Source organism: Thioalkalivibrio sp., from assembly GCF_007692535.1.
GTDB lineage: Bacteria > Pseudomonadota > Gammaproteobacteria > Ectothiorhodospirales > Ectothiorhodospiraceae > Thioalkalivibrio.
In genome coordinates this window covers 1-14,795 of record NZ_REBW01000085.1, presented here as the reverse complement: position 1 = coordinate 14,795, position 14,795 = coordinate 1, and the positions used below count along the sequence as shown (strand labels likewise).

General features: G+C 66.8%; 15 protein-coding genes, 2 tRNA genes and 2 pseudogenes. 8 read left to right on the top strand and 11 right to left on the bottom strand.

What is annotated here, in order from left to right:
- Positions 1–194 precede the first annotated feature (194 nt).
- Entirely contained in the window at positions 195–488 is a 294-nt protein-coding gene (locus tag EA346_RS03525; RefSeq protein ID WP_296755692.1) for an acylphosphatase, read from the bottom strand.
- 20 nt (positions 489–508) lie between these two features.
- On the opposite strand from EA346_RS03525, the gene arsC reads away from it, so the two are divergent.
- Genes arsC through EA346_RS03510 form a run of 3 tightly spaced genes read left to right on the top strand, consistent with a single transcriptional unit; the run spans position 509 to position 1,826 of the window.
- Positions 509–862: an arsenate reductase (glutaredoxin) gene (gene arsC, locus EA346_RS03520; RefSeq protein WP_296755690.1), complete on the top strand. Its 354-nt coding sequence runs from the start codon at positions 509–511 to the stop codon at positions 860–862.
- Entirely contained in the window at positions 862–1,464 is a 603-nt protein-coding gene (gene wrbA / locus EA346_RS03515; RefSeq protein WP_296755688.1) for an NAD(P)H:quinone oxidoreductase, read from the top strand. The genes arsC and wrbA overlap by 1 nt, the downstream gene beginning before the upstream one ends.
- 5 nt (positions 1,465–1,469) lie before the next feature.
- The gene (locus EA346_RS03510; protein WP_296755700.1) at positions 1,470–1,826 is read left to right on the top strand and encodes a DUF2069 domain-containing protein; all 357 of its coding nucleotides are present in this window, start codon (positions 1,470–1,472) and stop codon (positions 1,824–1,826) included.
- Between the two features lies 1 nt (position 1,827).
- On the opposite strand, the gene hda is transcribed toward EA346_RS03510, so the two are convergent.
- The 3 genes from hda to EA346_RS03495 all read right to left on the bottom strand — a co-directional run bounded on the left by hda (position 1,828) and on the right by EA346_RS03495 (position 4,278).
- Positions 1,828–2,541: a DnaA regulatory inactivator Hda gene (gene hda / locus EA346_RS03505; protein ID WP_296755685.1), complete on the bottom strand. Its 714-nt coding sequence runs from the start codon at positions 2,539–2,541 to the stop codon at positions 1,828–1,830.
- Positions 2,542–2,643: 102 nt separating this feature from the next.
- Complete coding sequence (locus tag EA346_RS03500; RefSeq protein WP_296755683.1) at positions 2,644–3,228, bottom strand: CDP-alcohol phosphatidyltransferase family protein; 585 nt, start codon at positions 3,226–3,228, stop codon at positions 2,644–2,646.
- A 6-nt stretch (positions 3,229–3,234) separates the two neighbouring features.
- On the bottom strand, positions 3,235–4,278 hold the full coding sequence (locus EA346_RS03495; RefSeq protein ID WP_296755680.1) for a DUF2066 domain-containing protein: 1,044 nt from the start codon (positions 4,276–4,278) through the stop codon (positions 3,235–3,237).
- 133 nt (positions 4,279–4,411) lie between these two features.
- Between EA346_RS03495 and purM the strand changes: the two genes are divergently transcribed.
- From purM to EA346_RS03475, 4 genes are read left to right on the top strand one after another with little or no spacing between them, the layout of a single operon-like run.
- Entirely contained in the window at positions 4,412–5,467 is a 1,056-nt protein-coding gene (gene purM, locus EA346_RS03490; protein WP_296755679.1) for a phosphoribosylformylglycinamidine cyclo-ligase, read from the top strand.
- A complete protein-coding gene (purN, locus tag EA346_RS03485) occupies positions 5,464–6,207 on the top strand; it encodes a phosphoribosylglycinamide formyltransferase (RefSeq protein ID WP_296755677.1) in 744 nt (247 codons plus the stop codon). The genes purM and purN overlap by 4 nt, the downstream gene beginning before the upstream one ends.
- Positions 6,189–6,929: a DUF3108 domain-containing protein gene (locus EA346_RS03480; RefSeq protein ID WP_296755676.1), complete on the top strand. Its 741-nt coding sequence runs from the start codon at positions 6,189–6,191 to the stop codon at positions 6,927–6,929. The genes purN and EA346_RS03480 overlap by 19 nt, the downstream gene beginning before the upstream one ends.
- A complete protein-coding gene (locus tag EA346_RS03475; protein WP_296755673.1) occupies positions 6,926–8,341 on the top strand; it encodes an NAD(P)/FAD-dependent oxidoreductase in 1,416 nt (471 codons plus the stop codon). Before EA346_RS03480 ends, EA346_RS03475 begins: the two co-directional genes overlap by 4 nt.
- A 337-nt stretch (positions 8,342–8,678) precedes the next feature.
- Here the strand turns inward: EA346_RS03475 and EA346_RS03470 are convergent, their stop codons facing one another.
- Positions 8,679–8,903 (bottom strand): DUF2835 family protein, encoded by a 225-nt coding sequence (locus EA346_RS03470; protein ID WP_296755697.1) that lies wholly within the window; start codon positions 8,901–8,903, stop codon positions 8,679–8,681.
- 188 nt (positions 8,904–9,091) lie between these two features.
- Between EA346_RS03470 and EA346_RS03465 the strand changes: the two genes are divergently transcribed.
- Entirely contained in the window at positions 9,092–9,721 is a 630-nt protein-coding gene (locus EA346_RS03465) for a MarC family protein (protein ID WP_296755669.1), read from the top strand.
- A gap of 36 nt (positions 9,722–9,757) precedes the next feature.
- On the opposite strand, the gene EA346_RS03460 is transcribed toward EA346_RS03465, so the two are convergent.
- From EA346_RS03460 to EA346_RS03430, 6 genes and pseudogenes are all read right to left on the bottom strand, one after another.
- Positions 9,758–10,201 carry an RT0821/Lpp0805 family surface protein gene (locus EA346_RS03460; RefSeq protein ID WP_296755695.1) on the bottom strand — a complete coding sequence of 148 codons (444 nt, stop codon included), beginning with the start codon at positions 10,199–10,201 and terminating at the stop codon, positions 9,758–9,760.
- A 343-nt stretch (positions 10,202–10,544) separates the two neighbouring features.
- Positions 10,545–10,621 (bottom strand) — tRNA-Asp (locus EA346_RS03455).
- Positions 10,622–10,656: 35 nt separating this feature from the next.
- A tRNA-Val gene (locus tag EA346_RS03450) sits at positions 10,657–10,732 on the bottom strand.
- Between the two features lie 72 nt (positions 10,733–10,804).
- Complete coding sequence (locus tag EA346_RS03445) at positions 10,805–11,077, bottom strand: HU family DNA-binding protein (RefSeq protein WP_296755667.1); 273 nt, start codon at positions 11,075–11,077, stop codon at positions 10,805–10,807.
- A gap of 320 nt (positions 11,078–11,397) precedes the next feature.
- Positions 11,398–13,755 (bottom strand): annotated as a pseudogene (gene lon / locus EA346_RS03440) (endopeptidase La); the annotation flags it as partial.
- Between the two features lie 614 nt (positions 13,756–14,369).
- A pseudogene (locus tag EA346_RS03430) lies at positions 14,370–14,795 on the bottom strand (ATP-dependent Clp protease ATP-binding subunit ClpX); the annotation flags it as partial.

Genomic DNA, 14,795 nt, shown 5'->3' with positions numbered 1-14,795 from the left:
TTCCTGCGCGAACGCTCCACCGTTAACCTGAAAGTTCCGTAGGTCGGGTTAGCGTAGCGTAACCCGACGTGCCGGGGACGAGGCTGCTTTGCGCCCATGGTCGGGTACGAGACCCGTCGGGTTACGCCCTCTGGGCTAACCCGACCTACCGTTTGCGGCTTTTCATCGCCAGGGGTGGCGCAGGGCCATGAAAGTTAACGTGTAGAGAACTCGCGCGGCAACGGGTCGGGAAGCGGTTCCGGCGCGCAGTCCACGGCCGTGACCCGGGCCTGGGGAGGGCCGGCCCCGAGCCAGGCGCGCAATTCGGACAGCGCACCGGCCGTGCCGACGGCCAGCACCTCGACGCTACCGTCGGGCAGATTGCGGGCATGCCCGACGATGCCCAGCGAGCGCGCCTTGCGCTCGGTCGAGGCCCGGAAAAAGACACCCTGCACGCGTCCGGTTACCCGGCAACGCAGTGCCTCGCTACCATTGGCATTGCTGTTCATGTTCACCTCCGGAGGCGACGATGACCGATTCCCTGCGTATTTACCACAACCCCCGCTGCAGCAAATCGCGTGCCGCGCTGGCCCTGCTGCGAGAGCGCGGGCTCGAGCCCGAGGTCGTCGAGTACCTGAAGACCCCGCCCGACGCGGCGACGCTGCAGACCGTGCTCGACCGGCTCGGCATCCTGCCGCGGGACCTCCTGCGCACCGGCGAAGCCGAATACCGCGAACTCGGACTCGATGATCCCGGCGTTTCGGACGAACAGTTGCTCCAGGCCATGGTCGAACACCCGAAATTGATCGAACGTCCGATCGTGCTCCACGCAGGAAAGGCCCGCGTGGGACGCCCACCCGAGCGCGTACTGGAGATCCTCTGATGACCGAGATACTCGTGCTGTACTACAGCCGCTATGGGGCCACGGCCCAGTTGGCAAGGCACATCGCCACCGGGGTCGAGAAATCGGGCGCCGTGGCGCGCGTACGCACGGTGGCACCGGTCACCACCAACCTGGAGGCCGAGGCACCGGCAGTCCCGGAACAGGGCCCGCCCTACGCCACGGTACGGGACCTGGAGGAAACCGATGGCCTGGCGCTGGGTTCCCCAACGCGTTTCGGCAACATGGCGGCGCCGCTCAAGTACTTTCTCGACGGAACCAGCGGCCTTTGGGCCAGTGGCGCGCTGGTGGACAGGCCCTTCGGCGTCTTCACCAGCACCGCGACCATGCACGGTGGCCAGGAAACCACCCTGCTGAGCATGGCCCTGCCGCTGATCCACCAGGGCATGGTCTGGGTCGGGGTCCCGTATACCGTGCCCGAGCTGACCAGCACCGCCAGCGGCGGCAGCCCCTACGGTCCCTCGCACGTCGCCGGCCCTGACGGCAGCCGCGAGATCACGCGCGAGGAGCGTCGCATCGCCGAGGCCCTGGGCGAGCGCATCGGCCGTTTGGCCGGACAGTTGCGGGGGGATACCGCGCCTTGAACCCGTTGCGTGCAGGGCGCTGGCTGACCTTGGGCGGCTATTTCGGTCTGTTCTTCCTGATCCTGGCATGGACGAGCCTGATCGACCCACCCCAGCATCTGCCGCGCTCACTGGTCCTGCTGGTGCTGCTCCTGCCGCTGCTGGCTCCGCTGCGCGGCCTGCTGCACGGACGGCAGCGGACCCACGCCTGGACCAGCCTGTTGGCGCTGCTCTACGTCGTGATCGGCATCACCCTCGCTGCCGTCGCGGAAGACCGCCTCTACGGCCTGTTGATGCTGGTCCTCGCACTGGTGCTTTTCAGCGGCTGCCTGCTGTATGTCCGCGCCTTTGGATGGGAGCGCCGCCGGGCACCGGAAGCCTGACTCATTCCCTACCGGGCGGTCGCCGCAGTTGCTCCCGGATGAAGGGGATGGTGAGGCGGCGCTGCTCCGCCAGTGCCGCCAGATCCAGCCGATCCAGAAGTCTCAGCAGAACCTCCAGTTCGCGACACTCGTGACGCAGCAGATAGTCGGCCACGGCCCCGCTCAATTCCAGCCCGCGCAACGCGGCGCGCTTCTGCAGGATTGCCTTGAGTTCCAGATCCCCTGGCTGATCCAGCCGGAACACCGGGCCCCACCCGAGGCGGGATGTGAGGTCCGGAAGGCGGCAGCCGATCGCCTCCGGAGCCGCGCGCGCCGCGAGCAGCAACTGCCCCCTTCGCTCCCGCACCTGGTTGATCAGCCCGAACAGCGCCCGTTCCCAGTCCGGCTGTCCCGCAACGGCCTGAAGGTCATCGAGGACCAGCAGTTCCAGCCCTTCCATCCCATCCAGCACCGCGCCGGGATCCAGGGCCTGCAGTTCCTGCAGCGGCAGATAGGCGCAGGACCGTCGCTGCGCGAAGGCCTCGTGGCAGGCCGCCTGGAGCAGGTGGGTCTTGCCCGATCCCGCCCCGCCGTGGAGGAAGACCTGCCGCTCCCCGGCACCGGCCGCCATCGCCTTCAGGGTGGCCGCGGCCAGACCGTTGCCGTCAGCGTGGAAGGTGTCGAAGCGCGAATGGTCGCGCAGCCGCAGGTCCAGGGGCAGCTGTCTAACGGGCATCGCCGGATTGCCCCAAACGCCCGACCGGGCGGCGAAGCACGCAAAGATCGCGGCTCGATGGTCCGGCCCGGTGGCGGCCACGATGCCGCAGGCAATCCGGCATCATGCCCGCGGGGACGCCTTGGGAAAAGACGATGTGTCGTGGAAGTGTCGCCAGGCACGACGGCCCCAGACCACGGTGTAGGCCACCCCGCTTGTCACCGTCGTAAAGGTCACGATCACGATCAGCAGCTGCACCCAGACCGGATCCAGATCGAGGATACCCACCTTGAGGATCGCGCCCAGTACCAGAAGAATCTGGAAGAAGGTGTTGATCTTGCTGATCATCAGTGGCTCGACCTGCAAGGGACCGACCCAGCGCCGGTAGGCCAGGGAGCCCAGCGAGAGCCACACATCGCGTCCAACCACCAGCACCAGCAACCAGATGGGCAGCAGGCCACTGAGGGCCACCGCCAGGTAGATGCCCAGCATCAGGATCTTGTCCGCAGCCGGATCCAGCCAGGAACCCAGTTCCGTGGCCCAGCCGTAGCGCCGAACCAGATACCCGTCCAGCGCATCGGTCAGGCCGGCAATGGCCAGCAGGACCAGCGCGGGCCAATAGTCGCCCCGGTAGAGAAACCAGACGACCGGAATCGTCAGGAACACACGCGACAGCGTGATCAGGTTCGGTAGTTGGCGAAGGTTCATGGCGGGTCAGCGATGGGCGTGGAACCACAGGTTGACGCCCGGGCCGGCAGCCCGTGGCGCATCGGCGGCCCGAAAACCCTCGGCCGCCAGCACCTGAGCCAGCGCCGTGGCATCCAGCCCCGTACGCAGCTCGAGGACGGCAGCCCCCGGCAGCAACCGGCTCAATTGCGTGTCCTGAACGGCCTCCAAAGCGACCAGGCGAGCGCGCAGCGACTGCAGGTCCGACATGCCGCCGACACCGGAAAAACCGACCAGCGCCGACTCCTGCCCCACGAGAACGCGCGCCGTACGCGCGCCGAGGGCGTCCATGACCTCCGCGACCGCCTCACTTACCGCCGCAGCGGCCGTGGCCTCGGATCGCTCGGCCTGCAGTCGATGGTTCCGATAGTCGACCCAGACGCGCGCACGCTGGCGGTCGCCACGCGGAGACACGTGGACCAGCAGCAGACCATCGGCATCGTAGCGGCGGCTGGGCTCGGCCAGCGCCTCGACTGCGCCGCCGACCACATCGGCCGTATGGACCTGTCGGCGGTCCTCCAGGTCCCCGAGGGGGAAGAGCAACGGCAGATCGCGGCGGACGGACCAGTCCCGCAACACTGCCAGTACCGATTCCTCGTCCATTCCCGAGCCCAGCAGCAGCCTGCGGTCGTCGCGCTCGAGGACCACCCAGACCAGGAGCGCCGGACGCGAGCCCACCCACACCGGGACTTCGGCCTCCTGCAGCACGGCCCGCAGTCGCGCCCGGTCGAAGACCAGGAGGAAGCGCCCTCCTCCACGCCGCTCGCGTGACCGCAGCCAGGGCTGCTCGTCAGCCTCGAGCAATGTGGGGACGAGCGCATCAATGGCAGGGGAGCGGAAGCCCGCCAGCCGCACCAGCACGTCCTCGAGTCCGGAAGCCAGTGCCGCCTCCTCGCTTTCGGCCTCGACCATCCACTCGATCAGCGTGGCGCTGGCGGGGGCCGCCGAAGCCAGCAGACACAACATGCCCGCGACGGCCAGGAAGCGCCGCCAGGGACCGAAACCCGGGGCTGTCTTGTCAGGAAACGCCACGCACCTCTCCAGAGCACGACCCGCAAGGGTGAACAGCGCGCAACATAGCACAGGCGGCGGCGTTTTCCGGAGTCCCTTTTGCATGCGTTACCTGCCGTCGTTACCATTCACTCCCCCGTCCGAGAGAGCCTCCATGCCTGAATCAAGCCCCGGTTTGACCTATCGCGACGCTGGCGTCGACATCACGGCAGGCAGCGAGCTCGTGGAACGCATCAAGCCGTACGCGGCGCGTACACGTCGACCCGGCGTGCTCGCCGGGCTGGGCGGCTTCGGAGCGCTGTTCGAACTCCCTGTCGAGCGCTTCCGCAGGCCCGTGCTGGTCTCCGGCACCGACGGTGTCGGCACCAAGCTGCGCGTCGCCCAGGAACTCGGGCGGCACGACAGCATCGGGATCGACCTGGTCGCGATGTGCGTGAACGACATCATCGTTCAGGGTGCCGAGCCACTGTTCTTTCTCGACTACTACGCGACCGGACGTCTCGACGTCGACGTGGCCGCGGACGTGGTCAAGGGCATCGCCGAGGGCTGCGAACAGGCGGGCTGCGCGCTGGTTGGGGGCGAGACCGCGGAGATGCCGGGCATGTACCAGGACGGCGACTACGATCTCGCGGGGTTTGCGGTCGGGATCGTGGAACGCGACGAGATCCTCGACGGGACCGCGGTGAAGGCCGGCGACGTGCTGTTGGGCCTCGCCTCCAGCGGCCCGCATTCGAACGGTTATTCGCTGATCCGCCGGGTCCTGGAACTGAGCGCGGCGGATCTCCGGCAACCGCTCGACGGCAGCGGCGGCGTGGCGCTCGGGGACGCCCTGCTCGCGCCGACCACGATCTACGTGCGCGCCCTGCTGGCGCTGCTGAAGGCACAGCCGGTGCATGCGCTCGCCCACATCACCGGAGGCGGCCTCACCGAGAATCTGCCGCGCGTGTTGCCGCAGGGTCTGGATGGAAGAATCGACCTCGCCGCCTGGCCGCGGCCCCCCGTCTTCGACTGGCTGCAGAGCGCCGGCGGCATCTCGGAGGCGGAGATGCTGCGCACCTTCAACTGCGGCATCGGCATGGTGGTGGTCCTGCCCGAGGCGAGCGTGGACGCGGCCGCCTCGGAGCTGGCCGATGCGGGACTCGCGGCCTGGCCGATCGGTAGGGTCGTCAATGGATCGGGGACACCCACCATCCACTACGAGTCGACATGAAGGCCGGGGGCGACGCTCCGGCGGGCCAGGTTTCCAGGCGGTATGCCGCCCGGTCCGACGCCGGGGAGAAGCGCCTGGTCGTGCTGATCTCCGGGCGCGGGAGCAACCTGAATGCATTGATCGAGGCCTGCAGCAGCGGCCGGATCGATGGCCGGGTGGTCCGCGTGATCAGCAATCGCCCGCAGGCACGGGGCCTGGATTTCGCCCGGCAGTCCAGGATTCCCTACGCGGTGGTGGACCATCGCGAGTACCCGGACCGGGAGGGCTTCGACCAGGCGCTGGCTGAGGTCATTGAAGCATCCGCGCCCGACCTGATCGTGCTCGCCGGGTTCATGCGTATCCTGACCGACGCGTTCGTCGCACGTTTTGCGGGCCGGATGGTCAATATCCATCCGTCGTTACTGCCGGATTTCCGCGGGCTTGACACCCACGCACGTGCACTGGCGGCGGGGGCCGAGGTCCATGGAGCCAGCGTTCATTTCGTGACCACGGAACTGGACGGTGGGCCGGTGCTGATGCAGGCCCGGGTCCCGGTGCATTCGCACGACGATCCCGAAACCCTGGCGGCCCGCGTGCGGGCGGCCGAGCACCGACTGTACCCCGCGGCGGTCGGACTGATCTGTTCAGGGCGGATTCAGGCCGCGGGGGACAAGGTCTTGTGCGATGGCAGCCCGCTCGAACGGCCCCTGCTGCTCGATGACACCATGGAGACCACGAAACGATGCGCTGGCCAAGACTGATTCTGCTGTTGTTGCTGGCAGGGGCCGCACAGCCGGCGCTGGCCGGGCCCATCCCTGCATACACCGCGACCTACGAGGCGCAGGCGTTCGGTAACACGGTGGTGGCCCAGAGCACCCTGAGCCGTGAGGGCGACAACATCCGCATGGCCATGGACGCCCACGTATCCGGATTCCTGCGGATTCTCGGTCGCTTCGAGTTCACTCGCGAGGCCGTCTTCAAGTCCGGCGACGGGAACCTGAATCTGGTGCAGACCCGGAGCGTCCAGGTGACGCCGCGCCGGGAACGCAAGGTCGAAACGCGTTTCGACTGGACCACGAGTCGGGCGCACGGGCACATCAACCGGAAGTCCTTCGACCTGGCGGTGCCACCGGGTACGCTGGACTTCCTGTCCTCGCTCTACCTGACGATGGAGCAACTGCGGAACGGCAACCTCGGAAAGACCCTCACCGTGACGGTGCTCGAGCGTGACCGGCTCCGTGAATACTCGCTGACCCTGCAGGGCACGCACAGCATCGACACGGTGCTCGGGCGGATGGACGCACTGCAGGTGGTGCGCAAGGACGACAGCAGCGGCGTGGAACTGGCCGGCTGGTTCGTGCCTGCGCTGGACTACCTGCCCGTTCGCCTGGACTACGAGGCCGATGGCAACGTCTTCACGCTTGAACTCACCAAACTGGAGTGGCACCACCCGGTGATCGACCTGGAAGGGGGCCGGCCGTGAGTGCGCCCTTCGACCTCGCGGTGATCGGCAGCGGCCCCGGCGGCTACCGGGCCGCCGTGTTCGGAGCCCTGCGCGGCCTGCGTGTGGTCATCATCGAACGGGATCAGTGGGGTGGCTGCTGCCTGAATCGTGGCTGCGTGCCCAAGAAGGACTGGTACCACAGTGCGCGCCTGCTCGCGGCCCAGCGGCACTTCGCCGACCGCGGCATCGACGGGACGCTGTCCGGTGACCTCGGCCGGGCCTGGGAGCACCAGCACCGGGTGGTCGGCACGGTGCGGGACAGCTACCGCAGCTACCTCAAGCATCTGAAAGTCGAGTCCAGGGAAGGACATGCCCGCTTTCTCGGCCCAGAGGTCGTCGAGATCGAGGGCGCGAACGGGCGCGAGACCGTCGAGGCCCGGCACAGCATCATCGCTACCGGCGCCGCTCCCATCGTTCCCGAGCCCTTTGCTCTGCAGGAAGGACGCGTGCTCAGCACCGACATGCTGTTCGATCGGCCCCCGCCTCCGGGGCGACGTGTAGCGGTCATCGGCAGCGGCGTGATCGCGACCGAGTTCGCCTTCATACTGCAGATGCTGGGCCGGGAGGTCACCTGGCTGACGCGTTCACCGCCACTGTCTCGTCTCCGGTTCAGCCCGCAGGCCCTGTCGACGCTACGGGAGCAGCTGGCAGTGCAGGGGATCGAGGCACGCCGGGTGCAGCGCTACGAATCGGTGATGCACGAGAACGAGCGGATCGCCATTACCACGGACAGCGACCGCTTCGAAGCGGACTGGGTGCTTCTGGGTACCGGCCGCAGGCCCTTCACCGCGGACCTGGGACTCGACCGCATCGGGGTGGCAACGGACCCCAAGGGCTTCATCCAGCGCGGTGAAACCCTGCAGACGGCGGCGCCGAACGTCTACGCCATCGGCGATGTCGCCGGCGACTGGATGACCGCCAACCACGCACTGTCGGATGCCACGATTGCGGTCGAGAACATTCTCGGTGGCAACCAGCGACGGCAGGATGGCCGCTTCGTTCCCATGGTGGTCTACAGCGCGGTGGAGATGGCGCGCCTGGGCCTGGACGAGGACACGGCAGAGGATGAGGAACTGGAACCCGCGGTGGGTTTCGCCGCCTTCGAGACCTCGCCACGCGCACTCGGACAGGACGAACCGGAGGGTTTCGTGCGCCTGATCGGGGACATGGACAGCGGCGCCCTGCTCGGAGGCGAGATCATCGGCGGCGACGCCGGTGAACTCATCCATCTGCTATCGCTGGCACCGGACCGGGAAACCGCGCTGGCCTGGCTCGCCCGGGGCACCTGGAACCACCCCGCCCGCGCCGAGGAGATCCTCAACGCCACCGAGACCCTGGCATCGAAGTGGCATCTGCAGGAGAGCATCTTCGGCGCTTCCGGGCGCGGGTGAGCGCAGGCATCACCGCTAACGTTCATGCCGTTGGGGGGTGCGGCACCCCTGATGATGAAAAGCCGCAACCTGTAGGTCGGGTTAGCCCAAAGGGCGTAACCCGACGGGCCTCGCACCCCACCCATGGGCGCAAAATAGCGTCGTCCCCGGGACGTCGTCGGGTTACGCTGCGCTAACCCGACCTACTGGGCTGTGACTTTCACGTTAACGTTCATGGCCCTGTGCCACACCTGACGATGAAAAGCCGCGCCACGGAAAACACGGAAACACACGGAAAAGAGTTTGATTCGTTTCCGTTTCGGTGTTTTCCGTGTTTTTCCGTGGCTGCATTTTCACGCTAGCCGCGCACCCGCTCCAGGCTGACGAAACGGTTTCGGTCGTCGCAGCGGAGCAGGAATTCACCGACGACGCCCTGGCTGGTCACGTGAGGCCGCAGGAAGCGCGCGGGCATCTGCACCCGCGTCCCATCGCTTGCGGTCGCCACCAGGTAGCGGGCGTCACCGGTATAATAGGTGAGCATTTCCTGCGAGGAGATCAGCAGGCGCAGGCGGAATTCCTTCATCGACCTCGACAGGACCCCGTGGACCAGGACAGCGCGCATTTTGCGCCGCCGCCCGCCACGATGCCAACCGGCGTTCGAACCGCGCGCCCGCCTCGCGGCCTTCGGTGCATACGATCGGAGTAGACTTCGAGGCAGGCCCGCGATGCCGGTGCCGAACCCGGATTCTTGCCGTGGGGGTAGGGTGACGGATGATTGATGTTGCGATCGTTGCCTTTACGACCTTCTTCGTGACCGTCGGGCCGGTCGATGTGGCCGTGGTCTACGCGGCGTTGACGCCGAAGCACACCCCCGCTGCCCGGCAGAAGATGGCCCTGCGGGCCACCGTGGTGGCCACCATCATCCTGCTCGGCTTCGCCCTGCTGGGCGAGACCCTACTATCCTGGCTCGGCATCTCGCTGCCGGCCCTGCGCACCGCCGGCGGCATCCTGCTGCTGCTGATCGGCATCGACATGGTCTTCGCGCGGCAATCGGGAGGGGTGTCCGCGACCGAGAGCGAGACGCGCGAGGCCTCCGGCCGTGCCGACATCTCGGTGTTTCCACTGGCGACACCGCTGATCGCCGGCCCGGGCGCGATGGGCGCGGCCATCCTGCTGATGGCTGGCACCAGCGGCGATACCCTGCATCAGGCCACGGTTCTGGCGATGCTGCTGCTGGTGCTGCTGCTGACTTTCCTCTGCCTGCTGGCGGCCGTGCGCATCCAGCACCTGCTGGGTGTCACCGGCGCGCAGGTGCTCACGCGGATACTCGGCGTGCTGCTGTGCGCCCTCGCCGTTCAGTTCGTCTTCGACGGCATCGCTGAAAGCGGCATCCTGGTCTGAACACCCCCGGGGCCCCACCCGCACCGACATTGGCGGTTACTGGTTGATCCAGCGGCCCTGGGCGTCGCGGCAGGCGGTGCCGACGATGGTCTCGGTCCGGCCGTCGATCTCACCGAGGACCCGGTACTCCCGGCAGTCCTGTCCAGCCGACTGGAAGGTCCGCGTCGGGGTGGTCTCGAACTGGTTGCCGGTGTTTGGATTGCTCCAGGCCACTGTGCGGTTGTCGGGCGTCGTCTCCAGTGTGCTGTGGACCCGGCGCTGGTCCGTCTCGTCCATATTGCGCCCGATCGAACCGCCGATCGCCGCACCGGCCAGCGTCCCGGCGATGATCGCCGCAGTCTGGCCGCGCCCGCCGCCGACCTGGGTACCCAGCAGGCCACCGAGCACACCGCCCACCACGGAGCCGGTCTGTTGCTGCGTCGGCTGGGTTGCGCAGGCCCCGAGGCTCAACGCCAGGGCCACCGCGACCATCGTCTTCATCAGTTTCATGCTTTCACCTCATCGAATGCGTCAATCTGGAGGGACGGGGCGATCCCCGTTTCCTTGATGATAGTCGAGGGTATCTGAATGAAACGTGAAGGACGGGGGCACCTTGCCGACGCGGGGTTTTAGCGTACAAGTCACGGCCCAGTAGGTCGGGTTAGCGCAGCGTAACCCGACGACGTCCCGGGGACGACGCTATTTTGCGCCCATGGGTGGGGTGCGAGGCCCGTCGGGTTACGCCCTTTGGGCTAACCCGACCTACTGTTTGCGGCTTTTCATCATCGGGGGTGCCGCGGCCCCCAACGGCAAAAGGGCGCCAGAAGGCGCCCTTTCTCGATGTTGGCGGAGCGGACGGGACTCGAACCCGCGACCCCCGGCGTGACAGGCCGGTATTCTAACCAACTGAACTACCGCTCCGGATCTCTTCCGGCCCTTGCTGTTTTGAGCCTTTCTGGTGGGTGCTGACGGGATCGAACCGCCGACATTCGCCTTGTAAGGGCGACGCTCTACCAGCTGAGCTAAGCACCCCTGAGTTGAGCAGCCCCGGGTCAATCAGCCCCGGGTTCAACAACCGTCGGCTGAACAACCCTGGAAAGCCCGTTAGTTTACGCGATCCTTCAGGGCTTTGCCAGCCTTGAACGAGGGCGTCTTGGACGCGGCGATCTGGATGCTCTCGCCGGTACGCGGGTTGCGACCGCTCCGCGCCGGGCGCTCACGCACCATGAAGGTGCCGAAACCCACCATGGACACCTGCTCGCCCTCCGCGAGGGCACCCCCCACGACGCTGGTCAGGGCATCCAGTACCCGGCCCGCCTGGGCCTTCGGTACATCGGCTTCTTCGGCAATGGCTTCGATCAGTTCGGATTTGTTCATGCGCAGGATTCCTTTGTATGCGTGTTGTGTTCGGAAGCAGACGACGGCCCTTCAGGACTGGGACGGCAGAACCCACCTGATGCCGTCCGGGAGCAGTGTGTCGTTGCTACCCTGTTCTTGTATTGCGTGCTCGGTTGTGGCAGGCGCGCCACGGATACCCCTGGGCGCAAAAAACCGGCCGCAGACGAATCATAGACGTCTGCGGCCGGATTTTACACGCTTTGCCACGTCTTTCAGTGGTGCCGCACGTTCCTGCGCCGGGGCTCGCCGCCGCGTTTGGTCACCTCGGGCACCTTCGGCGAGGGTTCGCTGTTCACCGCCTCGGGCATGTGCGTCAGGGCCACTGACAGCACGTCGTCGATCCACCGCACCGGACGGATATCCAGCTTCGCCTTGATATTCTTGGGAATATCGACCAGGTCCTTCTCGTTCTCCTCGGGAATGAGCACGACCCGGATGCCACCCCGGTGCGCCGCCAGGAGCTTCTCCTTCAGCCCCCCGATCGGCAGGACCTGGCCCCGCAGCGTGATCTCGCCGGTCATCGCCACGTCGGCGCGAACCGGGATGCCGGTAAGCGCCGAGACGATCGCCGTGCACATGCCGATACCGGCGCTGGGGCCATCCTTCGGCGTGGCACCCTCGGGCACGTGGATGTGCAGGTCGGACTTCTCGTGGAAGTTCTCCGGCAATCCGAGCGCGTCCGCGCGGCTGCGCACCACGGTGAGGGCGGCGTGGATCGACTCCTGCATCACATCGCCGAGCTTGCCGGTCTGCAGGGTCTTGCCCTTGCCGGGCACCACCGAGGACTCGATCGTCAGCAGCTCGCCGCCGACCTCGGTCCACGCCAGGCCGGTCACCTGTCCGATCTGGTCGTTCTCCTCCGCGAGTCCGAAGCGGAACCGCCGGACCCCGAGGTAGCGCTGCAGGGTCTTCGGCGTGACCTGTGTGGTCTTCGCCTTGTCCTTGCCCAGCAGGCGCAGCTTCACCACCTTCCGGCAGATCTTCGCGATCTCCCGCTCCAGCGCACGCACACCGGCCTCCCGGGTGTAGTAGCGCACGATGTCACGCACCACCGAGTCGCCGATCTGGATCTCCTCGTCGGACAGGCCGTTCGCCTTGATCTGTTTTCCGATCAGGTAGTTGCGGGCAATGTTGATCTTCTCGTCCTCGGTGTAGCCGGACAGGCGGATGACCTCCATCCGATCCAGCAGCGGGCCGGGGATGTTCATGCTGTTGGCGGTGCAGACGAACAGCGTGTCCGACAGGTCGAAGTCGACCTCGAGGTAGTGGTCGCTGAAGGTGTGGTTCTGCTCCGGATCCAGCACCTCCAGCAGCGCGGATGCGGGATCGCCGCGGAAGTCCATCGCCATCTTGTCGATTTCGTCGAGCAGGAACAGCGGGTTGCGCACGCCCACCTTGGCCAGGTTCTGCACGATCTTGCCCGGCAGCGAACCGATGTAGGTCCGGCGGTGGCCCCGGATCTCCGCCTCGTCGCGCACGCCGCCCAGCGCCATGCGGGAGAACTTCCGGTTCGTCGCGCGCGCGATCGACTGACCCAGCGAGGTCTTGCCGACGCCCGGCGGACCCACCAGGCACAGGATCGGCCCCTTCATCTTGCGCACGCGGGACTGCACCGCGAGGTATTCCAGGATGCGCTCCTTGACCTCCGCGAGCCCGTAGTGATCCTCGTTCAGCACCTTCTCCGCGGCGCCGAGGTCCTGGCTGACCTTGGTCCGCTTCTTCCAGGGGACGTTGACCAGCCAGTCGATGTAGCTGCGCACCACCGTGGCCTCGGCCGACATCGGCGACATCATCTTGAGCTTGTTCAGCTCGGCCGTCGCCTTCTTCTTGGCCTCTTTCGGCATCCCGGCCTTCTCGATCTTGCGCGCCAGCTCCTCGGCCTCGTTCGGGGCGTCCTCGAGGTCCCCCAGCTCCTTCTGGATGGCCTTCATCTGCTCGTTCAGGTAGTACTCGCGCTGCGACTTCTCCATCTGCTGCTTCACACGGCCGCGGATGCGCTTCTCGATCTGCAGCACGTCCATCTCGCCCTCGATCTGCGCGATCAGGTGCTCGAGACGGTCCTTCACGCTCTCGATCTCCAGGACCTTCTGCTTCTCGTCCAGCTTCAGCGACATGTGCGCGGCAATGGTGTCCGCCAGCCGGGAGGCATCGTCGATGCCGGCGAGCGAGGTCAGGATCTCGGGCGGCACCTTCTTGTTCAGCTTGATGTACTGCTCGAAGAGGTTCAGGGCCGAGCGCGAGAGGACCTCCATCTCGCGCTCCTCGGCACCCTGCTCTTCCTCGACCAGGCGGATCTGGGCCGCGAAGTGGTCACCCTCCTCGCCGAGGTCCATCACCCGCGCGCGCTGCGCCCCTTCAACCAGCACCTTGATGGTGCCGTCGGGCAGGCGCAGCAGCTGAAGGATGTTGCCCAGGGTGCCGATGTCGTGCAGGTCCTTCGCGGCCGGCTCGTCGATCTCCGCGCTCTTCTGGGCGACCAGCAGGACCTGCTTGTTGTCCGACATCGCGGAGTCCAGCGCGCGGATCGACTTCTCGCGGCCGACGAAGAGCGGTATCACCATGTGCGGATACACGACCACGTCGCGCAGGGGCAGCACGGAAACCCGCTTCACCGGCGATTCCACGTCGTTCTGGGAGGGGGTGGTCTTCTTGGTCATGGGATACCCTCGAGGGTCGACTGTCATTGAATGGGGAAGTCTTGGGACGGCTGCGCCGATTTCAAGGACGGGCACAGTGGGGGCCGGGGATCTCCCCGGGCGGTCACGAGCTTTGTCTCATGAATGGACCGGCCGCCTGCCGGAATGTTCGGCCCGGCGCGGGACACACCCGGCCGCCAGGAAACGCCGGTCGATCCGGCCCGTCGCTGCGAGCGGAGCGCGGCCCCGATGCGCAGGGTGCGGTGAACGGCCGCTCAGGCCAGGGCGGTGCCGGGCCGAATCGTCCACCCGGCACCGACGGGATCAATACCTTTCCTGCTCATCACGAATGCCGTGCCGCCAACCCTGATGGCACGGCGCCACCCCCGACCATGAAAGAGGCGTAGGGCGGAAGAGGGCGAAGCCCGTCATCCGCCATCCGGCGCCAGGGTAACCGCATGCCCCACGACATTGCGATCGCCGCATGGCGGATGACGCTGCGCTCTTCCGCCCTACCGGTTCCCGAGGTGCACGCAGCCACCCCTGACGATGAAAGCCCCCTCCCCCGCTTGCGGGGGAGGGGAGCGATGCGCGACTTCGACACCAGGAACAGCAGCCCGGCCCCTCCCCGGGAATCAGGAATCCGAGGCCGCCTGCTTTGCGAAATTGGCGTTTTCGTAGATGAGATAGGGATCCGCATCGCCCCGGATCACCGCCTCGTCGATCACCACCTTGCTGACGTTCTCCATCGACGGCATCTCGTACATGGTATCGAGCAGGATGTTCTCCATGATCGAGCGCAGCCCCCGTGCGCCGGTCTTCCGGGCCATCGCCTTGCGCGCGATCGCGCCCAGGGCGTCCTCCCGGAACTCCAGTTCCACGCCTTCCATTTCGAACAGGCGCGCGTACTGCTTGACCAGGGCATTGCGGGGCTGGGTCAGGATCGTGATCAGCGCGGCCTCGTCCAGCTCCTCCAGCGTCGCCTGCACCGGCATGCGGCCGACGAACTCGGGGATCAGGCCGTAGCGCACCAGGTCCTCGGACTCCAGGCGGCTCAGCCA